This is a genomic window from Bacillus sp. M13(2017) (genome assembly GCF_002218325.1).
Classification (GTDB): domain Bacteria; phylum Bacillota; class Bacilli; order Bacillales; family Bacillaceae_G; genus Bacillus_A; species Bacillus_A thuringiensis_K.
This window is the reverse complement of record NZ_KZ268501.1, coordinates 203,961-225,327: the sequence shown is the minus strand read 5'-3', so window position 1 is coordinate 225,327 and position 21,367 is coordinate 203,961. Positions and strand designations below refer to the sequence as shown.

The following is a 21,367-nucleotide window of genomic DNA, read 5'->3' as shown; positions in this document are numbered from 1 at the left end:
TTTTCACTTCTATTTTTCCTAATAACGCTGCCCCTCTAAGCATAGAATGTAAAAAGTGAATTTTTAATACCTCGTATAAATAATATACCTTTTTTTCAAATGGTCAATATTTTCTTATTTATAAATCAAAGGTGAAATAAAAATAGCACAACGATATGTACTTCGTGTGAACTTCCTTATAATTACGTATAACAAATATTTAATATATTGCATATAAGTATAATACCTCTTTAATTATAAAGATTTCAACACCACAATACCGTTGCCTACAAAGAATTATTAAAAATGAAAAATAAGGAGTTGCATAATAATGAGGCTATCTCCGGTTACCTCAAAAAATATAGTTGCTGTTGGTTATAATCCTTTTTCTATGATTTTGCGAATCCAATTAAAGAATGGTATGTATGATTTCTTTAATGTACCAGAAAGCATTTATACTGGCCTATTACATGCACAATCTAAAAGTTATTATCATAATACTTACATTAAAAATTCTTTCCGCCACACAAAAATTTAAACTTAACACCCACTAAAAAAGAAAGGAGGTTAATCCTCCTTTCTTTTAAAAACATTTTGCAGATGAATTATCTTCGATTCCTCTTATTAATTTCATCATATGCTTGAATTTGTTTTTTCAAACGCCGATCAGCTTTTTTATCATGCACTACAAGAATTGCATGTATAACCCCTGGAACCCAAAATATTAATGTTAATATGAAATTTATGATTGCCTGAATTGGTTTTCCACAAAATAATACAGCAACAGGTGGAAGAAAAATTGCTAATAAATACATCATCCCTTGAAAACTCCTTATTTTGTATTTTATATATCACTTTTCAAAATATACGCAAAAAAACCTACTACCATTTTAATCTTAACCTGCCTCTAAAATCAATGTATCTCCTTCTATTTATATAAGTATTTCAGACTTTTCATTGTTTTCTAGCCTATTTTCTTCCTCTATTGCAGTTATTCCAATTGCGGAAATTAACGTTCCTGTCGCTTGTATCCAAATACCAATGAGTGCAATGATTCTCTCATCCTTCTTATCAAAAATACTATCTTTATTTTCTTTCTCATCTTTCAATACATTTAAAACACCTTGATACGCTTGTAATCCAGCTCCTAAACTTTGCATGGAGTTACCCAGTATAATAATTTTCTGTAATACATTTATATCCACCAAAGCTGCTTCTACTCCTAGAAAAGCACCAATCGATTGTAAACTGTTCCCTGTAATGATAAGATAATCATTTTCTTTCAATTGTTCATTTATATTAAAATATATTCCTATTACATTTGATATATTTCCTAATGCTAATAACTCAATTCCTATTTGATCAAGTAATTTACTTTGATTCTCTCTTTTTTCTTCCCCATCATCATAATTGCTCGCAATGATTTGTAATATATACCCGAGGGCTTGTAATGAGCTTCCTACAATAACAAGTTCCGATTCAACTTTCTCTTCTCCAATAAATCCTCTTGTCGTTCCAATAGCAGCTGTAAGATTCCCCCCTACTTGAAACCATGCCCCTGTCACTTTTAAACTGCTTGGATTCATTTTTATCACCTATTCAAATATTTTCTAAAGCTTTCAAAACAAACAAATCTCACCCTTAATCTTTTATTTTATTTTTCAGATGTAATTTTGTGAATGATATAATGTGCTACTAATATAAAAAGCACCTTAAAGGTGCTTTTTATATGCATGCTGGGCATGTCAATGAATCTCCATTTTTATCTATTGTTATATTCAATATATATTCAATTGCTTTATGTGACCAAGTTTCAGGTGTAGGCGATTCATTTATATATTGTGGCGCACATGACTTCAGCATTGGAGTACTAATACTCCCTCCAGGATCTAAAGCAACTACAGCCATGCCATGGGGTAATTCCAGGGCCATAGATTTAGTGATACCTTCAATTGCAAATTTCGAGGCACAATATGGCGCAAGCTCAGCTTCACCTTCTCTCCCCCAACTAGAACTCATATTAATGATAATTCCTTCTTTCCTAGATACCATTGCGGGAACAAACGCTCTTATTACATTTACTACACCATTCACGTTTACATTCATTACATTTTCGAATTCTTGAGCCGTAATTTTCCAAAGTTGTGCATTTTGATTTACAATCGATGCATTATTTATTATCAGATCGGGAGCCGTATGTCTATTAAGTATATAATTTGCCCAGTTATTAACTTGCTGAGAATCTGAAACATCAATTACTTGGAAATCATGTATTTTACTGTGCTGTTTTTTTAGTTCTTCAATTTTATTTTTTGAACGTCCACAACCATATATGTTCCACCCTAATTCATGAAATCGATCAACCATCGCACGTCCTAACCCTTGTGTCACGCCTGTAATAATTACAGATTTACTAATTTCTTTTCGCTTCATTTCTCTCATCCTCCTTCCCTATATCTTACTCTCTTCATTTTTATTCAGCGATTTACTATAGTATCAACTCAACTCATACTTTAGTAATGGTTTTGATATTGCATACATAAGCAAAAAAAGTAACCATCATGGTTACTTTTTGCTATATATCTAAAAATTCATTGTTTATTTCATTATTGTTTTTACATTTCAACTTCTCTTTTTCACATTTCTCACACTGGTAAATCCTTTTTTAAAATCCTCATTATCCTGCCTCTTAATAAAAATATATTTATGTTTACAATGCGATTCACCCAAATAATTTTTAAACCACTTTTTCAACACAACACATTCCACCTTTATGATAGAACCTTTATTTAGCTGCTTTATTACATACTTTTATTTAAATGTTCAATCTCATCTTGCAATTTTTTAAATTGCTCAAAATGCATGGTAATAGATTGGCTACTGCCATAATCAACATTTTGTTTCACTAATATAACACCCGTGTCATGAAAAAGCGCTTCAAGTTCTTTCCTAATAGACACTTTCGCAATATGAGCTGTTTTAATTGCAGATAAAATTGCAATTTCATTAAACTTTAATTTTATTTCATTTGGACAAAATGCGTCTTCAACTAATATAACTTCATTACTATAAATTAATGCAACAAGATTACTTGATTTGGCATCTGTTAAATCAACTTTTTTCATAATATCTTTCATTACATTTTGCCTCCTTTATTTTCATATATATCAATTATACAAAATTTTAAAAAAAATTACTCAACTTTATTATATTAATTTTAACACACTTTTATTGAAATCCACGCTCCAAACGTTTTACTATTCCACAATTTTTATTGTATGAACCATCTGGACTATAACTCCATATAGTAATGTTAACAACTTATTATAAAGCAGGTGAAAATTATGCCCTCAGTTGTAGGAAATTTAGTTGTACAAAATAGCAATGGATCATTTAACTTAGGTGATTTCTACAACGTATCTCCGAAAGAAAATACGAAAGCTTATAATGGTTCCGGCGCATCAAACGTTGGTTTTGTTGTTAATACTTTTAGCGGTGTTAGCGCGACCAATACATTTGATTCTGACCTTGCAGATCAAAACCAAGTGGGTACAGCCTAATCTTATGTTCAACTTTCTGTATAGAAAATTTTAATTTGTCTATACTATAATCAGGCTGTTTGACAGCTCTTGTTGATTTTGGAGTACCCTATCTTTTTCTCCCTTTCCCTGGGGCTCAGCAGCTAGCACGAAGCTAGCTGCTTTTTCTTGTATTATTTGTCTCATAAATCAGAAATAAAAGAAGCTGCCATTTAATATTCAGCTTCTTTTACGTTATTTCAATAATATCCATAGCGTTAAATACGTAAGTTTTATAAAAGGCGTCTGTACAAATTACAATTTGTTTTACCGGATTGATATGTACAACAGTCATGTAGCTTGTTAGTATGTAACCATCTTCAAAATATGTTACCAATATTTCTTTCTCAGACAATAATGACGTTAATAATTTATCAGAAATTCTCTCTTTTGCTTCATTTGTTAAAAGCGGTTTTTGTACTTTTAATTTCTCTCCAATAATCTTTCTCATATTTAAAAGTTGTTCGGACATTACTGTAAACGGAACCCACTCTCTTTCTTCTTTTTGTATCTTTACATCGTTCATTTTTTATCTCCTTGATCATTTATACATTTATTTAGCCATACTATCCCTTAGTTATTTTTAATACTCACTAAACTCGGATTTACTTCTAAACTATAATTAGGTTACCTCTTAAAAGAACATTCGTTCTTATTATACACGAACTTACGTTCTTTTGAGAAGAGCCATACTTATTATTTCTTAACAAAAAACATAATTTTATTTATCTCCATACTTTTTTCCTTTATCAAATAAACTTCTCATTTCTTATATAACATGCATATAACAACTAAAAGGCGACTTCACCCAAAGTGAAATCGCCTTTTTCTAAAAAATATTTCAAAGCTTATTTTTCTATCCTAACTAATGTTCTTTCTGGAATACATAATTCATCTATATTAAAATGATTTATTTTTAAGTTCAATTCCCCTACTCGTTCCTTATCTTCATCACCAACCCAACAACTACATAATTCGAAATAGTCTCCATCTTCCAAATAACCTTCCATAATCTTGCATAAAGTTAAAAGTTTTTCTTTCGCTTCTTTTTTTCCTTTACATTTTGCCACTCGACAAGTTCAATTCCCCAACTAGTTGAAACCTCATATGTGTAATTTGTTTGGAATTGATAATCTTGTACAATTTCAAGCATACTTTCATCTGAAAAACACGGTCCAAAAACAATTAGATTATTAGAATCCGGATCCGTTAACGGAATTTCTATATTACAGCCTATGTAACTTGCTAAACTCATTTTATACTCCTCCAGTATTCGTATAAAAAATACTTCATAGTATATTTATTTACTCAAATATAAAATCCCTGCCTAAACGAAAAAGTTTTAAATTTTTATCGTTTATTAACCATCTATAACTGAAAACATATACTATGATGAACGAACTCACAAAGCATAAGAAAAGAGAGCATTTACAACACTCTCTTTTCTTACATACTCTATGGAACTTTACAAAACTGAATCAATGATTTTTATTATTATATTTTATTACATATACTTAGGTTGTACTATTATATGTAACTCTCTCTCTGTATCCGCTTTTTTCGGATGACGAAAATAATTAAGTTCGTACTTTAACACTTTATACTCAACCATCCCGATTTTAATCCCTTTCGTTTCTTTTAATATAGCTAATAAATCACTTACATTTTCATCATATGACTCAAAAATTTTCGCGCCGCCCTCTCCTTGAAAGATTACTTTCATATATTCTCCACCACCTTAATTTATTGATGTGGTAAATGACGCGTTTAAAACAATTCATTCTTTATCCTAAAATTTTCATATGAAAAAGAACATCCTTTCCAATCGAATGCTCAGCTTTTTACTAATTATCCATGTTAAATATTTATTCAAAAACATTATATGTATTATTTTTTAAATTATGTTCGATATCCATTATTAAAGAGTAAATATATGTAATAAACTTGCATAATGAAAACCGTAGAATATTCACTTTCGTTGAAATAATTATAATCCATAATTTCCCATTGTAATTCTTAATATTTAAATGTAATATTGTATTGTCTTACTATCTATTTATAACTCACACACTAATTAGAAAAAGGGAACTCTATATGAGTTCCCTTTTCTAATTATGATTACAGTCATTATTTCTTTTCTAGAAATTTAAATGTATCTTTAAATTCTTTATTATTCACTTTAATATCAGCATCTTTCAATAAATCATTGACTACTTGTTGTTTCCATTTACCTGTCGTATCTTGTAGTCTTTGTTGTTCTATATCTTTACGAATTTTATCCTTTACTTCATCAAATGGCTTCAATTCTTTTTTATCCGTCACTTTAATAATATGGTAACCGTAAGTTGTTTTAACCGGCTCACTTACTTGGCCTGCATCTAATTTATACGCAGCTTCCTCAAATTCTTTCACTGTTTGCCCAGGAGCAAAACTAGATATTTCCCCACCCTGTTCCTTTGAACCAGTATCTTCTGAATACTGTTTTGCTAAGGCAGCAAAATCTTCACCATTATTTACTTTCTCCTTTATTTCTTTAGCCGTTTTTTCATCTTTCACTAAAATGTGACTTACTTTCATTTCTGGTTTATAGTTATCTTTCACATCTTTATCTGTAACTGTTGCTTTAATCGCTTTCTCAAATGCAATTTCTGGCTTCATTTTTTCTTTTAATTCATCTTCATTTTTCAACCCAAGTTGTTCTAAAGTCGATTTAAAGTTCTCGCCCATTTTATCTTTTGCTTCTTCTACTTTCTTTTTTGCTTCCTCATCTGAAACTTTATATTTATCTAACAATGCCTTACTTAACATCATTTGATATAAAGTACTTTCTCCATATTGTTGTCGTAATTCTTTACTTAATTCTTTCTCTGTAACATTTCCTACTTTTGATGTTACTACGTTGTCTGAGGAACCACATGCAGATAATGCTAGCATCATGCATGAAATAATTGTTCCAATAAATATTTTCTTCTTTTTCAATTCAAATACCTCACTTTTATCATTATGCAAATTAACTATACACAGTCATTGTGAAAACAGTGTGTTTTCTACATGTAATTCATTTCATATGAGTTGACTATGTATCATGTATTTTCATTTTTAAATATAAAGAGTCTTCTTACTATGCATAGTAAGAAGACTCTTTATATAATTCTCAAAAAAATATAGCTTCTATAGTTGCTTAATAATTACATGTTTTTCAGGTATCCAACTATTCTGCCCGATATCTACCGCATTTCCCACTCTACCCCACACTCGAAAAGATTTCGATCCATCTATGTTTCCTTTATAATTCATACATTCAGGCTCTTCATAATAATTTACTCCGTAACCGACAGGATATTTTGAAGTTGCATAAAACCATTTCACATTAAAATGTTTTAAATATACCCACTGCTTATCGTTCCCTAAACAAATCATATCTTGCTCACCGCCTCCCCAATAACCTGCTAAGATTAAATATGGAATTTTCTGAGTGAGTGTACCTGTAAATTGGGGATTCATGGGGTTTTCATATAAATTTATTCCATATCCATCAGGATATTTCGAAACTGCAATACCAATGCCATTCGGTTGCTGTGTATACACTATGTTAGATTGATTTGCTTTGTTGGAATCTATAAACCAAGAAAGTGACTTATTTCCTACTAATCGATTCAGATCACATTTCCCAATCCCAGGAACATTCCCTGAATCCGTATATTGCCACATATCACATGAATATGCTGGCTTATTCCCTTCATAACGAGGGATCCATACGAAATCAGCTTCAATATTACGTGCTCCAAATGATAGATACGTGTGATGCCCTACATATAATCCTACTTTTTCCGCACCTAAACGGCGTAATTCATCAATAAATGCCTGTGTCCCGCCTTGCATATCTGCCATCGTTTGAACTTCTACGTCCGCTACCCAAAACTTAGCAGATTGATCACCACGATTCCAAAAATCTTGCGCCTCTTTCTTCGCATCAGCAATAGATATAAAACGGCAAAAAGCATAATTACCAAATGGGATACTATGCTTTTTCATTTCACTAACATAATTTTGATACATAAAATCCACCGTATTAGAGCCATCTTGAACTCTAGCAATCACTAAATCTAGCTGAGATGCTGCAATATCCCAATTGATAGTTCCATTCCATTTTGAAATGTCTACAATATACCCCATACATTCCAGCTCCTTTTGAATGTCCTATTCATAGCTAGTTTTATTGTAAGCCTCAGCTCTCTAAAACTAGCTATCTATAATATAAGTAAAAAGAATCTTTACCGTTTTTCAAAATATATTCTCTTTCAGAAATATTTCTATAAACTTTAACATGTATGCCACATAAAATATTCGAAATACACCCTACTATTCATTTATTATGTAATCTCGTCCTACCAATCATTTTTACATATATTAGAAAAAATCCCCTATATTATTAAGTTATAACTTTCAGTATCGATTTCCTTTCAACTAAAAAATTTCATCCCTCATTTTCTATATATTCTTAAGTCAAAATTACTACCTCTACATGAAATTTGAGATTTAGAAAAATTTTAATTAATTGAAGTTTACTCCTTTTAAATCACAATTTTCCAACCTGAAAACTATTGGTGCATAAAAAAAGACATTTTCTATTAATGAAAATGTCTTTTTACAGTTTAATAAAACAACTTTGGTGCTAAATCTGTATTTTGTAATTCTTGATTTTCACTGCTCATAACACAACTTGTGGAAAATAGAATTGGGATACCACAAATCTCATCATTCATTACATCACGAAATACATTGGCAGCAACACCTGTAAACGTTTGACATAAGTTAGAAATATCGTCATTGAAAAACTGAATGACTTCCGCAGCGAAAACCGGAAAGACAACATTCGGTCCGCCAGGGAACTGAGGCTGTACCACAACTTGTTCAAAATAAGGATTATTTTCTAGTGCTACTTGAAATAAATGAGCTATTTCAAATGCATCTAGTGGACAAGGAAATGGATTTACAATTTCATTCTCATTATTCGTTACAATAACTGTCACACTTACATTCCCAAATTGTACAAAAGATTTTAAAAGCGTTGCTAATGCTCTCGCTTTTTCGTTGCTTAACGCATGCACTAAAATAATATAATTACCACCAACAGGAATAAGTGGCCCAACTGTAACAGTTGGATCAGCACCTATTGAATTTTTCAATTCATTAAAATATGTGATCCACGGTGGCGAAAGCTGAGCTTGTACATTTTCTTCCACTACTTTATATTACCTCCTTATACCATTCTTACTAACATAATATGTAACAAATTAAAAAATGTATTAGTTATATTAACTATTTTCGTATTTATTGATTATATTAATTAAACATTTTATTTCGCATTCTCAATTTCCCTTTTACATCTTTAAGCACTTTTACTACTATGAAATTCTTTATTATAAGCAAATCCACTGAAATTTCATATTATACTAATACGACTCTATATCCATTAAATTATAATACTCAATATTAGGAGCTGATTTCATGGAAAAAAAGCCTATCGTGTTCAAAATCCCACCAAATTCAAAGCTAAAAGTTACATTTTTCGGTCCTTGTAACGAAGTAATTACAAATGTGTCTATTATTAATCAACTATGCACCCCAAAATGTCAAACTATCACGCAATATCCAGACTTTAAGAAATATGTAACTGAAGTACGATTGTTATCCCGTTGTTAGTCCGCATAATGCACGATTTTCACAACTTTGTTACCTAAAATAACTGAGAAAGAAAATGACTGCATTCCTAGACTAAAATTACTCATTTTATGATATTCCATTGATAATTCATTGATTTTTTACACGTTTTTATTAAAAGGACATATATTATCGTATGGAGATTATCCACTCATAAAACCTATCTTTCTTTGGAGCGTACTTATTATGTATGCTCTTTTTTTATGTAACCGTCCCCTTCTAAATTGACCAACAATATATTAAAATTCTTTATGTACTCAAGGAGGTCAAATATGTTCAAGCTGCATCCAATAGGATTGATTTTGTTTTTATATAGTGTAATCGCCTTTATGTTATTCTTTTCAGTGTACTAGCATTCCCTACACAAATTTATGTTCAATATGTAATTTCTATATAGTAAAGAAAAAACGTAATGATACGATCTTTTATGTATTTCGTCTTTCTTGTTCTATAAAAAAACTAGTAAACTTACTAACACTGAGTTTTCAGAAGCATGTTACTTATTTACATATTATTTTTTTCATTATCTGAATAAGGTTAAAGCCTCTACAAATTAAACTACACTTTACCTGTTTACTTATATATTTTAGAAAAACAATAATAATCCCCCACCATTTGGTAAGGGGATTAACTAAACCTACTAAAAAACATTTAATGATCTGTTTTATTTAATTGGAGAAGGAAATCTTGCCGCTTCAAAGTGAACCGTATTTAAACCATTAACATTTTGTACAATTACGCCCGCAATACTACTTTCTGCAAAAACTTCAACTGAATCTCCTGCTTCTAATTGAAGAATAGTAGTTACTGAAACATCATTATTAAAAAATACTCCTGTTCCAAAGAAATCATTATCTATCGCTATTGCTGGATTTCCATTTACACGAATTTCTACTCTAGCTCTGTAATTCACATTAAAATCATTTGGAGAAAATGTTATATTTCCTAATACACTATATACCCCTCTAGTTTTCGGAGTGAAAATGGATGTTACTGGATTATATTCATTCGCTAGATCAAATTGTTCATTTTGAAATAATACTTTAACAGGAGTATTTGCTAGAACAGGTTGATTAACTGTATTCACAGCTCTAAATGCCGATGCCCTTACAAGCTCCTCTTTCTTATCATCACAACACTTCACCTTTACATACTTCCTATCACATTTACTACTTTTTCTATAACAATCATGACTTTCCTTTTTGTAATCTTTACAATACTTACAGTAATAATAAGACATAGTTAGTCCCCCTTTACACTTATTTTTATATAGTATGCTATATAGATTAGAATAGCTTGGACGACCTGTTACTATTTTTAATAGAGTAAAAAACCCTCACCATTTCGGTGAGGATTTACCTTTAAGCTTCTGTAAACTCAATGTTTAATGACTTTATTTAATCGGCGAAGGAAATCTTGCTGCTTCAAAATGTGCCCCATCTTCTAAAGGACTTAAAACCCCATCTATACTACTTTGTGCATAAATCTCAACTTCATCCCCTGCATTCAATTGAACAATCGTCGAAACACTTACTACATTTCCAAAACTGATTGGACCAAAAAAGTCATTATCTATAGCTATCGCTGCGTTTCCATTCACACGAATTTCTACACGCGCTCTATAATTTAAAGTTGGATTGTTTGGAAAGAAACCAATCGTTCCAATAATAGAATATACACCTTTAGTCTTCGGCATAAAAATAGATGTTGCTGGATTATACTCATTCGCTAAATCAAATTGTTCATTTTGAAATAACACTTTCACAAAAGTATTAGCAGGAACATTTTGATTCACAGTATTTCTAGCTCTAAATGCCGATGCTCTAACAAGATTGTCCTTGTTATCATGACACTTACTAGTGTTCTTACAACAATCATGATGCTTCTTTTTATACTCCTTACAATGCTTACAGTAGTAATAACAAGACATACTAATTCCCCTTTCAAACTTATTACTACATATTATGTAAGATTGATTTATAAGGTTTGGACTAGCTATTCTTATTATTCATAAGGGCGCTATTAACCTGCACCCTTATTTATATACATCACTTCATTCCTTACTAGTTATAAGTTGTATACAGCTCCATATGGAATAGTCAGAAAAGAACTTCCGTACGGTGTAACTTGATGTACTGGGTAAAAATACTCTACGGATGAATAATACGGTTGTACACCTTGCTGCATTTGCAATTGTTGTTGCATTTGCAATGCTTGTTGAATAGCTTGGACTGTACTTTGTGCTCCACTATACGTTATAGATGTACCATACGCTGGTCGCATACCAGTTTCAGAATTAAAATATGAATAAAACATGATTTTCAACTCACTTTCGTATAAGTTATTACAAAGTATGTTATGATTCTATATTTCAGTGAGTGCTGAAAGCTAATTCACTAGCTTTTATTAAGTTTAAACATTTTTAATCTAAATATCATTCTCCAAATAAAAGCACCCTCAACGGATGCTTTTTGTTTCTCGCTAAATTTTCCTACTACCATTATTCATTAGCAATAATTTAGTTGTCCACGAATTTCACCATTAGGATGTTGTACTGTATGAACATTAATATATATGTTTCCAGATATAATCTCATTTACAAGAGTGCCTAATGTTTGACCCGCTAACGGTCCAACCAAATCTTCTTGAGTAATCATTCCCGTAAGAGTTGCGCACTCTATTGAAACTGGATTTGTTATCGGTCCAAATAAAAAAGCTACAACAGGGCCGTTCGTTCCTTTTAATCCAAGATGCAGATGGGCAGCTACTACATCCTCTATATTGAATAAATCTAACTTGAACCTTAGGCTAAGCTCGTCCCGACTTAATTTAAAGAAACCCTCTCCTCGAGCATCTGTTTCTACTGGTGGAACTTCATTTCTACCACGCAATTTTGCAAAGAACATATCTATCACTCCTATAATTTTTATACTTCTAATATATTCTGACCCTTCTTATAAAGTGACAAAAAAGCAGCTGTTAGGTCAATTTTAATTTATTAAATATAATAGTTTAATTTATTAATTATATTAAATTCATACATTTAACTATTACACTTTTAAAGTTTAATCCATATACTATATTAGATTACTAGAAAGGAGGCGTAAGCATGGAAAGTTGTGTTTTGTTCGTTAATGGACAACCTCTTTTAGTGGTTTCAGTTGCTGGAATCGAAATTGCTAGATTAGAGCTTTCTCTTCAAGTAGCATTGACTCTAATAGCATTAGGAATTCCAATTTGCGCATAATAGTTAGATAATTATAAAAAAGAGGGTTTAAACTCTCTTTTTTATTTATTCCTTAACAATAAAAAAGACACCACTTGGATAATGGTATCTATCGAAATATTCGTCATAAGTTTCATTACTACTAAACTAACAATCCTACTAATTCACGTTTAATTCCTGAGAACGAATAGCCATATGCAAAACCTACAATACGAACTCCTGGATTCCATCTATGTTCTAAATCCTCATTGTACGTTTCCTTGTAATATGCTAGTTTCGAATATATGTTATATTTGTCGTTAACAATTACTTCATCACTAGAAAATCCATCCATTCTAATCTGAACAGCTACATATTCTACTCCTTCATTTAATAACATTTTTCTAATTCTTCTAATGTCTTCCGCACTATTAACCTTCTATTTAAACGGTCATTATGTTCAATAAAAAAGCAGTCACATCCGAGGTTGCAAACATATACAAAAGGCACTCTTAATGAGCATTTAATAAATTATAAGCTATTTTCTTTTCTTACAAAATAGCATATGGTTTTTATATAGAAATCATTCTTCAAAAAGCAAGGTTATTCATATGTCTTTTCAAAAATATAGTGATAACACTAAAATGTATTAATAAAGTGAAACTTTAATCAGTCCTCACCAATTGGGCATTTACGGGCAGCCTGATCTCCACCTAACTTCTTTGCTTGCGCTTAATTTTGAGGTAGGGATCTTACTGCCCGCAAATAGCGGAATTAATTTGATTTTAGCGTTGGTTCCATTACAATAATTTATTAATTAAAGAGCCTCTTTCCATAGGAGCTCTCTTTCATTCTCTCAATTTAAATTTACTATTCCATTATTAATAAGTATAAGTTATTTTCTAAAAAGCAGTTTCTATTACCAGTTTTTATGAAATCTTTTAGTTTTTACTAACAGCTCTTTTTTATTAAACTAATAATACTCCTTAAACCCATTTTACCTACTGCATCATATAATTTTAAACTTAGAATTCAATAAAAAAGTTTCTTACCATTAAATATGCGCACTATATGAGGTTCTTTTAAAACTAGTCTATTTATCATCCCCTTCTAACTCCTCACTTTCTTCACGTATTTGTCCAATTAATGAAAATACAGAACCTACGGCTTGGATCCAACTTCCTATGATATCTATTGACTGGCCTTCTTTCTTTTTATCCGGTTCACTATTTGCTTGATTGTCTAAATTTTCCCCTGTATCATTTACTAGATTTTCTTTACTATCCTGCCGATCTGTTCTAATACTTTTTAGCTCATATATCCCTCCAATCGCTTGCAAGGAATTTCCTATAGCTTGCAATAAGTTTCCTACAACATTAAAAGACTCATCTTTATCTGAAGTATCTTCAAATTCATCTGCTAATGCTGTAAGTCCTCCTAAAGCCTGCGCCCAATTTCCAGAAATAACTAATTTAACTTTTGTTTCATCTGTAAAATCAATAACTAACCCTGATATTACAGTTACATTACCAATTGATTGGATTTCGTTTCCAATTTTTTCAAAGGAAATTTCCCCTTGACCATCAGCCTCTAAAGCGTTACCAACTGCTTGCAATGTGTTTCCATATATATTCAGATTCTCCCTTACATTACTGCTTATAAAATAGAACGGTGTACTTCCAATAGCGGAAGTTATTGTACCTATAGCTGCTATCAATGCACCAAATATTTCTTTTAATTGGTTCTCCATTTATAACCTATCCCAACATTAAATAATTACTTTTATCCTATTTAATCACACAGCTCTCTGTTAGAAATTCAAACTGTCCCTTAACCTGTTCCTTCTTTATTATATTGTCTTATAAAAACAAACATCCTTAAAAATAACACCTATATATTGATCGTTTCTCTACATTGTTTTGTATAATACATATTACTAACACCGCTTTTTTTATGTTCCTATCTTTAAATGTATTAAACCACTTACTAGTCATTATTCTCTTCACATAAATTGCGCATTTTATGATTGGAAAAAATAAATAAATTCCCATTAAACTTTTTAACCTTCATTATATTTCCTATTAATAACTAAGCGTTGATATATATCCAATTAGAACCTCCCGATTTTCTTGAAAATTTTTTAAAAACTTAGAAGCGATAATAATTTATCTATATCACGATCTAAACTACTCTTCCTAGCCATACATATTCTTCGCCTTCGAATCATGTCTCTATAAAATAAAAAAACAGCTATTAAACTGCTTTAAATTCATTTTATCCCCAAAAGAAATGATATATATATTCTCCCGTTACACTTTGATCGATTCCAACAATTCTAGCAAATCTCATCAAGTCCGCTCCCTGAAGAAAATACATTGTGAGCGTAACTGGCACTTGTGACCACATAAATTGATAAAACTCCTCGACTCTCCGATTTGTCGAAACAATTAAATCATTTACAGGTCCTTGATTCCATATTGAAGTTCTAACTGAAGTAAACGGAATATCTTTCCCATTAACCACTATTCTGGCCATACTTTGAGTTATGTCCACACCAATTCCCTCCATCGTTATAAAAATCGGACCTGTTTCTACAGTCATATTTTATAAATATTCTTGACTGTTATAAATGATTAAGGCAAATCCCTAATAAAGTTTTTTATTAATTAATTTCCATTACATTTATATAAATTCTAGCCTTATACAGTTTTTATAATAAAATATGAAATATTCATGTGTTATCTTCAATACGTTCTTTTCTTTTTATAATTTCGTGTGAGATATACCATGACTTGAAGCCCTAGCCTCCTAATCCTAGGGCTTCTCCATTGAAATAACGATTTTAATAAAACTTTTCACCTTTTAACTGGACAAGCATATATTATTGTATGGAGGCATCCACTCATAGAAATCTATCTTTCTTGTGAAAGAGCATGCTTATATGCATGTTCTTTTTCGATATTATGAAATAAAGACTTCACATACATTAGAGAAATACATACAATACTTATGATCATCTCATTATGAATCATTTAGTATCATTTTCCATACATTCCTTGGTCATGGAACGCCTTTCTCCCAAGGCGTTCTTTAATTTCCAGATAAGGGGTTTGTTAAAGAATTGAATAAAGTGAAACTCTAATCAATGGGGGGTGTTCATCCCCCACTGATTATTAGCCCTCACCAATCGGGCTTTTACGGGCAGCCCGACCCCCACCTAACTTCTTTGCTTCTGCTGAATTTTAAGGTGGGGTCTTACTGCTCACAAATAGCGGGCTAAAATCTTTAAATCCACTGAAACCATGTTCCTTTGTCTCTCTGATTCCATCAATTATAGAAAATAGCTAAACCAATTAACGCCTTTGTTCACTGTAGTAATTTTCTTGTATAATAAAAGTTAATTAATCTAGAAGGGACTGAATTATGCGCAGATATCAATATTTTTAAACTACCTATTCTTACAACATAACGGAGGTAAAAGTATTGATTACTGAACTACACACACAACGATTATATTTAAGGCAAATGAAAGCATCTGATTCATTAAGTATGTTTAAAATATGGTCTGATCCTGATATTACTAAATTCATGAATATAAGTAATTTCACCGATGAAAGCCAGGCAAAAGATATGATTCAATTTCTTAACGAACTCGCTCAAAATAATAAAGCTATACGTTTTACTATTATTGAAAAAGAATCTAATCACATTATCGGTTCATGTGGCTATAATTCCTTAGATTTTGAAAACTCAAAGACTGGGATTGGTTATGATATTTCAAAAAAATTTTGGGGTAAAGGATATGCCCCTGAAGCAATATCCTCTTTATTAGATTATGCTTTTACACATTTAAAACTATATCGTGTTGAAGCAAAAGTTGAACCTGCAAATGTAAATTCCATAAAGGTATTAGAAAAATTAAACTTTACTTTTGAAGGGACTCTGAGAAAGAGCGAAAAATCAGCTGGAAAGCTTATCGATTTAAATATCTATTCGAAATTAATAAGCGATTAATTTTAGTCACTCTGCCCACACTCAATCAAAGTGTGGGCTTCTTTAATTGCTGTATAAAATTCAGAAGTTTGACACAATCCTGGAAAAAGCTTATAAAGAAAAGTGAGGTTCCGTTATTTTCACACTTAGAAGTGCAGTCATGTTATATACAATTTAAAATACAGTTTTATAAGTGTGAACGAACTACAAAACTAAAAAACAAATAATAAGTTTGCAACATGTTTGCAAATACGAATTTTGCATATAAATTCGTGTAATATTGAAAGGAGTTTTACTTATGAAAGAAATTAAAACAGAACAAGAATTCAAAGACATCATCGCAAGCGAGGAGCCTGTAATTGTTAAGTTCTTTACTACATGGTGCCCAGATTGCGTACGTATGGACAACTTTATCGGAGATGTAATGGAAGAGTTCAATAAATTTGAATGGTATTCTATTAATAAAGATGAGTTTCCAAGTATCGCTGAAGAGTATCAAGTAATGGGTATTCCAAGTTTACTTGTATACCAAAATAGTGAGAAGCTAGGCCACTTACATAGTGCTAATGCAAAAACTGAAGAGCAAGTTACTGAGTTTTTAGAAGCATACTAAAATAAAAGCCCTCTGGAAAATATTTTTCAGAGGGCTTTCATCTGTTTTCACAATTATCTTTTGATGTTTTTCATCGTTTAATGAATTACACCCTGTCATTATAAGAATAGTACATAGTAAGAAAAGTATTCGCTTCTTCATCCATCTACCCTCCTATCTCTTTAGTAAATAAACTCTAATTAGGTTCACACCCTGACTTTGTACTTTTCAACATATTTTTCCTTCACGAAACTTTGTTATCCCCTTCTTAAAAAGCTATAAAACGTCAACAATGTTTGTATAGACCCACACGACTTTCGTTTGATACTCTATTTATAGAAAGAAATTCCTTTAAAGAAAGGTGAGTGATTAAAATGGATACTCTTTCTCATAAAGAAGCTGATAAAGGTGCTATTGTCAGCATTATGGCCTACATATTTTTATCCTCTATGAAAATCATCATCAGTTATATTACCCTCTCTAGCGCATTGCGTGCTGACGGTTTAAATAACTTAACGGATATCGGTGCTTCTTTAGCAATATTAATTGGTCTAAAAATATCTCGTAAACCTCGTGACCCAGATCATCCGTATGGGCATTCGCGGGCCGAACAAATCGCATCACTTGTTGCTTCCTTCATTATGGCAACAGTCGGATTAGAAGTTGTTATTAGTGCCATTCAATCTTTCTTAAATCCGAAACACGCAGCGCCTAATGTACTCGCTGCATGGGTTGCTTTATTTTCTGCTGTCGTTATGTATTGCGTGTATTTGTATACGAAAAAAATTGCAGCACGAACAAAAAGTAAATCATTAGAAGCCGCTGCAAAGGATAACTTATCAGATGCACTCGTAAGTATTGGTACTGTAGTAGGTATTGTCGGTTCTCAGTTCCAAATGCCTATTTTAGACCCTATTGCCGCTTTAATTGTCGGTCTTATTATTTGTAAAACTGCATGGGAGATTTTCGTAGAATCTTCTCATATGCTTACAGATGGAATTGATCCTGATAAAATGGAAGAATACGCTGATGCTATTGAGCATATTGGCGGTGTGGAAAACATTGTAGATATTCGAGCACGTATGTACGGGAATCAAACGTACGTTGATATTACAATTGAAGTAGATGCTCGTATGGATGTTGGAGAAAGTCACTGTATTACCGACAACATCGAAGCTATGCTTCGCAAAAAGTTTGGAATTTACCATGCACACATTCATGTTGAGCCAATGAAAAAAGAACCTATTATGACATAGGTTCTTTTTTTATAAACGTTTTATGGAATATAACACATAAAACGAGCCAGCTACCGCCGGCTGCCCATCCTGCTAATATGTCAGATGGATAGTGCACGCCAAGATATATTCGGCTAACTGAAATAGATAATACAACAAAGCTTGCTATAAGAATAATTAACAATTTTTTATGCAACGAAATACGCTCTTCAGTAATTGTGACGTATGCAATAAATCCTAAAAAAGCAGTAGCATTCATCGTATGACCGCTCGGAAAACTATATCCAGTTGCAGTAACAAGCTGCGTGACATCAGGTCTTGCTCGTTCGTACCATAGTTTAAGCATACTGTTTAAATAACGAGATCCGTAGTAATTAATTGTTAGAAGCAACGCACTAAGCAACTTTTTTCTAACGAGAAAATACATTACAAGAATAATGAGTAATGGAAAATATATTCTTTTGGAACCGATAAAAGACACCCAAGTAAAATAGGTCGTCAAATAATCGTTTCGAAAGCTTTGAATAAAATGTGCGACTATATTGTCAAAGTTCTCAATACAAGCGGTATGATACGAAAGTGATAATACGACAAAACAAATGAGTAACGTAAAACTTAGCAAGTATAAATGTCGATATCGTTTCACATACATAACCTCACTATGCAAAAAAATGGAGCGGTTGTTTTAGTTTTCCTCTCCATTTCTTTTTTATGCATAGTTTATTAAAAAATATAATTATTAATTTTTTGCTTCATCTCAGGGATATCTTCTCTTGTTACGGTAAAACGAATCACCTTCTCATCAAGATCAAGTGCCTCAGCGAATAAACCAGCTAATCCACGTGATTTTCTATCTACTTCCATAATTATTTCTAATCGGTCGTATGCACGTGGCAAGATTAATAATTCTAATTCATCTAATTTCCCATAGTACTCTCCAGAAACCGGAATAAACTCAAATTCTTGTGCGAATGGAACTTGCTTACGTAATCGATGCGGTAATTCTTCACATTCTATATGACGTGCTTTAAACCCTAATTCATTTACACTATCTAAAACACTACTTAATAATGCATTGGGTAACACTTGAACGTAGTCGCGGTCACTTGGGTCTATACTACGTTTAATATCAAGACCTGTATGAATCCAAACCGTTTTCATACCAAGTGTAAGTGGTGCTTCAATTGGCATTGGAAAAGAAAATGGAATGTCAACTGTTTCATTCGGTTCTACAGAAAAAGGTTCGGTTAAGCGTACTCGCTCTAAATCATATGTTGTTGTTACTTTTTTATCATCCACTTCTCGTACATACGACGTCGATAATGTTAAGTAAATGCTTTCAATTTGTTGGCTAACTGAACCTCCAGTTATATGAACTTTTCCAACTATTTCTTCCCCAACAATATACTCATCTTTTTCAAGAACAGTATCTACCTTTGCCCTTCCAATACCAACGCTTGCTAAAAACTTTTGAAACATGGAGTCTCCATCCTTTCTAAAGCAGAAGCTACATCTTGTTTTAAATCTTGTACATTCTCATAGTACGGCGTTTTTATTTGTAACATTCGCATAAGCATTTCGCGAGTATAATGTTCCAAAGTTAATTCTTCGTACCATGGTTTTTCCTGTTTTTCATTAGATTCATATCCTGCATATAATAAAAATAATGAGAAATGACCGAGCGCATAAAAGTCGCTACGAAAGTGAACTTCTCGCATCAAAGCTTGTTCACCTTCGTAAGTTGTAGCTCGCTCATCATCCTCACCTTTCCATTTAGCCAATCCAAAATCAATAATACTAATTTGATTTTCTTTCATTAGTATGTTTGGAATGCGTAAATCTCGATGAATAATGCCTTCACTATGAAACACCGATACAATTTCTAATATTTCATATAAAATCTCAAAAACTTCACGTTCTGTATATACATACCCATCTATGAAAATATAATCTTCAAAATTTTTACCAGGCATGTACTCCATCACAAAGAAGCTCTTTTTCTCCCATAGGAAATGATCATATAGACTAGGAATTGCATGATGATTTAATGTTTGTAAAATCATTTTCTCTTGTTCAAATGATCTTCTACCAGACTCATATCTTTGTTTACTTTGTCTTAATTGTTTTAAGACTTTATATCTATTTATTTGTAAATCATTAACGACATATGTAACCCCATAACTGCCCATTCCAATTACTGATTCAATTTTATAACGCTCTGCAACAATTGTATTTTTTCGCAGTGGTCTATCAAATAATGCTAGTACACGACGCCATTTCATCAGCTGCTTGAAAAGAAGCTACGGCTTTTACGTTTTCTTTTATAATGTTGATGTCCATAACCAGATGAACGTCGTTTATAATCGCTACTTGAATACGAGCGCCCTCTACGACGATAATCACTACTTGAATACGAACGATATTTTTTCTTTCCTAATAAAGAATCAATAATTTTTTTGAACATTCCTTCACCTCTTGAGTAAAATTTCCTTTTCATTATACCAATAATTATTGACTATATTTGTGACAGGTTTGTAAAGAGTAAAAAACGACGAGTTATGCCCGTCGTTACTTTCATTCATCCTCTTCATCAAAAACTTCATCAATCATGCATTTCTCTAATAAATACTCAAATGTAATATCTGCGAGATCTTCAATTTCTTCTCGTTTTGGGACGTACCCTCTTTCAATTAGTTGCTCATAAAAAAACTCCGCAATCTCTTCCGTATCAATCACGACTTCAATTTCCTTCATGAGCATCACTCCTTTATTTCTGTTTTATGAAAAAATCTCAAAATTATGTATATGAGATTAGAAAAATAGATTTTATTTTTTTATAGGTCATAACCTTTGGACGAGATACATACGATTGTAGTACAAGCTATTCAAAGGGGGAAATAATAATGGAAAATCAATATGAAGTAGGACAAACAAAAGAAGAGTTCATGCATGAAGATCAATGGGCAGACTCTCTTATAAAGTGGCTTTTTATTTTTTTAATAGTTGTAGGCATACCTTATACTGCATATGTTGTTGTTCAATTTATTCTCTCTTTCTAGTT

Annotated in this window: 29 protein-coding genes and 2 pseudogenes; 8 read left to right on the top strand and 23 right to left on the bottom strand. The window is 31.7% G+C overall.

Going from position 1 to position 21,367, the window contains the following annotated elements:
* Nucleotides 1–310: 310 nt before the first annotated feature.
* Nucleotides 311–517 carry a KTSC domain-containing protein gene (locus tag CGQ22_RS07445; RefSeq protein ID WP_089148456.1) on the top strand — a complete coding sequence of 69 codons (207 nt, stop codon included), beginning with the start codon at nucleotides 311–313 and terminating at the stop codon, nucleotides 515–517.
* A gap of 67 nt (nucleotides 518–584) precedes the next feature.
* Here the strand turns inward: CGQ22_RS07445 and CGQ22_RS07440 are convergent, their stop codons facing one another.
* From CGQ22_RS07440 to CGQ22_RS07420, 5 genes and pseudogenes are all read right to left on the bottom strand, one after another.
* A complete protein-coding gene (locus CGQ22_RS07440; protein WP_000990219.1) occupies nucleotides 585–797 on the bottom strand; it encodes a YqaE/Pmp3 family membrane protein in 213 nt (70 codons plus the stop codon).
* A 114-nt stretch (nucleotides 798–911) separates the two neighbouring features.
* Entirely contained in the window at nucleotides 912–1,565 is a 654-nt protein-coding gene (locus CGQ22_RS07435) for a DUF6944 family repetitive protein (RefSeq protein WP_001070042.1), read from the bottom strand.
* Between the two features lie 139 nt (nucleotides 1,566–1,704).
* Nucleotides 1,705–2,412, bottom strand: coding sequence for an SDR family oxidoreductase (locus CGQ22_RS07430; RefSeq protein WP_000823067.1), 708 nt, complete (start codon nucleotides 2,410–2,412; stop codon nucleotides 1,705–1,707).
* Nucleotides 2,413–2,554: 142 nt separating this feature from the next.
* A pseudogene (locus CGQ22_RS07425) lies at nucleotides 2,555–2,736 on the bottom strand (hypothetical protein).
* A gap of 44 nt (nucleotides 2,737–2,780) precedes the next feature.
* On the bottom strand, nucleotides 2,781–3,116 hold the full coding sequence (locus CGQ22_RS07420; protein ID WP_000651907.1) for a hypothetical protein: 336 nt from the start codon (nucleotides 3,114–3,116) through the stop codon (nucleotides 2,781–2,783).
* A 207-nt stretch (nucleotides 3,117–3,323) separates the two neighbouring features.
* Here CGQ22_RS07420 and gerPF point away from each other — a divergent pair, with 207 nt between their 5' ends.
* The gene (gerPF, locus tag CGQ22_RS07415) at nucleotides 3,324–3,539 is read left to right on the top strand and encodes a spore germination protein GerPF (protein ID WP_001141569.1); all 216 of its coding nucleotides are present in this window, start codon (nucleotides 3,324–3,326) and stop codon (nucleotides 3,537–3,539) included.
* Nucleotides 3,540–3,747: 208 nt separating this feature from the next.
* Here gerPF and CGQ22_RS07410 read toward each other — a convergent pair whose 3' ends face one another.
* The 6 genes from CGQ22_RS07410 to CGQ22_RS07385 all read right to left on the bottom strand — a co-directional run bounded on the left by CGQ22_RS07410 (nucleotide 3,748) and on the right by CGQ22_RS07385 (nucleotide 8,803).
* On the bottom strand, nucleotides 3,748–4,083 hold the full coding sequence (locus CGQ22_RS07410; RefSeq protein WP_001999741.1) for a YolD-like family protein: 336 nt from the start codon (nucleotides 4,081–4,083) through the stop codon (nucleotides 3,748–3,750).
* Between the two features lie 498 nt (nucleotides 4,084–4,581).
* Nucleotides 4,582–4,812 (bottom strand): KH domain-containing protein, encoded by a 231-nt coding sequence (locus CGQ22_RS32880; protein WP_000050497.1) that lies wholly within the window; start codon nucleotides 4,810–4,812, stop codon nucleotides 4,582–4,584.
* Nucleotides 4,813–5,061: 249 nt separating this feature from the next.
* On the bottom strand, nucleotides 5,062–5,280 hold the full coding sequence (locus tag CGQ22_RS07400) for a hypothetical protein (protein WP_000864279.1): 219 nt from the start codon (nucleotides 5,278–5,280) through the stop codon (nucleotides 5,062–5,064).
* Nucleotides 5,281–5,684: 404 nt separating this feature from the next.
* Entirely contained in the window at nucleotides 5,685–6,536 is an 852-nt protein-coding gene (locus CGQ22_RS07395) for a peptidylprolyl isomerase PrsA (protein ID WP_000727343.1), read from the bottom strand.
* Nucleotides 6,537–6,728: 192 nt separating this feature from the next.
* Nucleotides 6,729–7,733 (bottom strand): glycoside hydrolase family 25 protein, encoded by a 1,005-nt coding sequence (locus tag CGQ22_RS07390; RefSeq protein ID WP_000540657.1) that lies wholly within the window; start codon nucleotides 7,731–7,733, stop codon nucleotides 6,729–6,731.
* A 479-nt stretch (nucleotides 7,734–8,212) separates the two neighbouring features.
* Nucleotides 8,213–8,803, bottom strand: a complete 591-nt coding sequence (locus CGQ22_RS07385) for a hypothetical protein (protein ID WP_000392280.1) — start codon at nucleotides 8,801–8,803, stop codon at nucleotides 8,213–8,215.
* Nucleotides 8,804–9,068: 265 nt separating this feature from the next.
* On the opposite strand from CGQ22_RS07385, the gene CGQ22_RS07380 reads away from it, so the two are divergent.
* Nucleotides 9,069–9,263 (top strand): hypothetical protein, encoded by a 195-nt coding sequence (locus CGQ22_RS07380; RefSeq protein WP_089148455.1) that lies wholly within the window; start codon nucleotides 9,069–9,071, stop codon nucleotides 9,261–9,263.
* 682 nt (nucleotides 9,264–9,945) lie between these two features.
* On the opposite strand, the gene CGQ22_RS07375 is transcribed toward CGQ22_RS07380, so the two are convergent.
* From CGQ22_RS07375 to CGQ22_RS07360, 4 genes are all read right to left on the bottom strand, one after another.
* Nucleotides 9,946–10,521, bottom strand: a complete 576-nt coding sequence (locus CGQ22_RS07375; RefSeq protein WP_000122944.1) for a complement C1q domain-containing protein — start codon at nucleotides 10,519–10,521, stop codon at nucleotides 9,946–9,948.
* A gap of 153 nt (nucleotides 10,522–10,674) precedes the next feature.
* Nucleotides 10,675–11,211: a C1q-like domain-containing protein gene (locus tag CGQ22_RS07370; RefSeq protein ID WP_089148454.1), complete on the bottom strand. Its 537-nt coding sequence runs from the start codon at nucleotides 11,209–11,211 to the stop codon at nucleotides 10,675–10,677.
* A gap of 137 nt (nucleotides 11,212–11,348) precedes the next feature.
* On the bottom strand, nucleotides 11,349–11,597 hold the full coding sequence (locus CGQ22_RS07365) for a DUF3947 family protein (RefSeq protein WP_089148453.1): 249 nt from the start codon (nucleotides 11,595–11,597) through the stop codon (nucleotides 11,349–11,351).
* A gap of 191 nt (nucleotides 11,598–11,788) precedes the next feature.
* Nucleotides 11,789–12,187, bottom strand: coding sequence for a CHRD domain-containing protein (locus CGQ22_RS07360; RefSeq protein WP_000464545.1), 399 nt, complete (start codon nucleotides 12,185–12,187; stop codon nucleotides 11,789–11,791).
* A 203-nt stretch (nucleotides 12,188–12,390) separates the two neighbouring features.
* Here CGQ22_RS07360 and CGQ22_RS07355 point away from each other — a divergent pair, with 203 nt between their 5' ends.
* Nucleotides 12,391–12,528 (top strand): DUF3956 family protein, encoded by a 138-nt coding sequence (locus tag CGQ22_RS07355; RefSeq protein ID WP_000443219.1) that lies wholly within the window; start codon nucleotides 12,391–12,393, stop codon nucleotides 12,526–12,528.
* Between the two features lie 121 nt (nucleotides 12,529–12,649).
* Here CGQ22_RS07355 and CGQ22_RS07350 read toward each other — a convergent pair.
* From CGQ22_RS07350 to CGQ22_RS07340, 3 genes and pseudogenes are all read right to left on the bottom strand, one after another.
* Nucleotides 12,650–12,918: pseudogene (locus tag CGQ22_RS07350) on the bottom strand (hypothetical protein).
* Nucleotides 12,919–13,579: 661 nt separating this feature from the next.
* Nucleotides 13,580–14,236 carry a DUF6944 family repetitive protein gene (locus tag CGQ22_RS07345; RefSeq protein ID WP_089148452.1) on the bottom strand — a complete coding sequence of 219 codons (657 nt, stop codon included), beginning with the start codon at nucleotides 14,234–14,236 and terminating at the stop codon, nucleotides 13,580–13,582.
* A gap of 524 nt (nucleotides 14,237–14,760) precedes the next feature.
* A complete protein-coding gene (locus CGQ22_RS07340) occupies nucleotides 14,761–15,087 on the bottom strand; it encodes a hypothetical protein (protein ID WP_002164002.1) in 327 nt (108 codons plus the stop codon).
* Between the two features lie 882 nt (nucleotides 15,088–15,969).
* Here CGQ22_RS07340 and CGQ22_RS07335 point away from each other — a divergent pair.
* From CGQ22_RS07335 to CGQ22_RS07325, 3 genes are all read left to right on the top strand, one after another.
* Nucleotides 15,970–16,500, top strand: coding sequence for a GNAT family N-acetyltransferase (locus CGQ22_RS07335; protein ID WP_089148451.1), 531 nt, complete (start codon nucleotides 15,970–15,972; stop codon nucleotides 16,498–16,500).
* A gap of 277 nt (nucleotides 16,501–16,777) precedes the next feature.
* Nucleotides 16,778–17,092 carry a thioredoxin family protein gene (locus CGQ22_RS07330; RefSeq protein ID WP_089148450.1) on the top strand — a complete coding sequence of 105 codons (315 nt, stop codon included), beginning with the start codon at nucleotides 16,778–16,780 and terminating at the stop codon, nucleotides 17,090–17,092.
* A 353-nt stretch (nucleotides 17,093–17,445) separates the two neighbouring features.
* The gene (locus CGQ22_RS07325) at nucleotides 17,446–18,327 is read left to right on the top strand and encodes a cation diffusion facilitator family transporter (RefSeq protein ID WP_000380379.1); all 882 of its coding nucleotides are present in this window, start codon (nucleotides 17,446–17,448) and stop codon (nucleotides 18,325–18,327) included.
* On the opposite strand, the gene CGQ22_RS07320 is transcribed toward CGQ22_RS07325, so the two are convergent.
* The 5 genes from CGQ22_RS07320 to CGQ22_RS07300 all read right to left on the bottom strand — a co-directional run bounded on the left by CGQ22_RS07320 (nucleotide 18,317) and on the right by CGQ22_RS07300 (nucleotide 21,060).
* Entirely contained in the window at nucleotides 18,317–18,952 is a 636-nt protein-coding gene (locus CGQ22_RS07320; RefSeq protein WP_000833370.1) for a phosphatase PAP2 family protein, read from the bottom strand. The two genes, CGQ22_RS07325 and CGQ22_RS07320, sit on opposite strands and share 11 nt — an antisense overlap.
* Before the next feature lie 77 nt (nucleotides 18,953–19,029).
* Complete coding sequence (locus tag CGQ22_RS07315; RefSeq protein ID WP_000486610.1) at nucleotides 19,030–19,785, bottom strand: sporulation protein; 756 nt, start codon at nucleotides 19,783–19,785, stop codon at nucleotides 19,030–19,032.
* Nucleotides 19,767–20,588, bottom strand: coding sequence for a serine/threonine protein kinase (locus CGQ22_RS07310; RefSeq protein ID WP_000872068.1), 822 nt, complete (start codon nucleotides 20,586–20,588; stop codon nucleotides 19,767–19,769). The genes CGQ22_RS07315 and CGQ22_RS07310 overlap by 19 nt, the downstream gene beginning before the upstream one ends.
* Entirely contained in the window at nucleotides 20,588–20,770 is a 183-nt protein-coding gene (locus tag CGQ22_RS07305; RefSeq protein ID WP_000473371.1) for a hypothetical protein, read from the bottom strand. Before CGQ22_RS07305 ends, CGQ22_RS07310 begins: the two co-directional genes overlap by 1 nt.
* A 110-nt stretch (nucleotides 20,771–20,880) precedes the next feature.
* Complete coding sequence (locus CGQ22_RS07300; RefSeq protein ID WP_000658451.1) at nucleotides 20,881–21,060, bottom strand: YozD family protein; 180 nt, start codon at nucleotides 21,058–21,060, stop codon at nucleotides 20,881–20,883.
* A 149-nt stretch (nucleotides 21,061–21,209) separates the two neighbouring features.
* Here CGQ22_RS07300 and CGQ22_RS07295 point away from each other — a divergent pair, with 149 nt between their 5' ends.
* Nucleotides 21,210–21,365: a DUF3930 family protein gene (locus CGQ22_RS07295; RefSeq protein WP_000431486.1), complete on the top strand. Its 156-nt coding sequence runs from the start codon at nucleotides 21,210–21,212 to the stop codon at nucleotides 21,363–21,365.
* The last annotated feature ends 2 nt before the right edge of the window (nucleotides 21,366–21,367 follow it).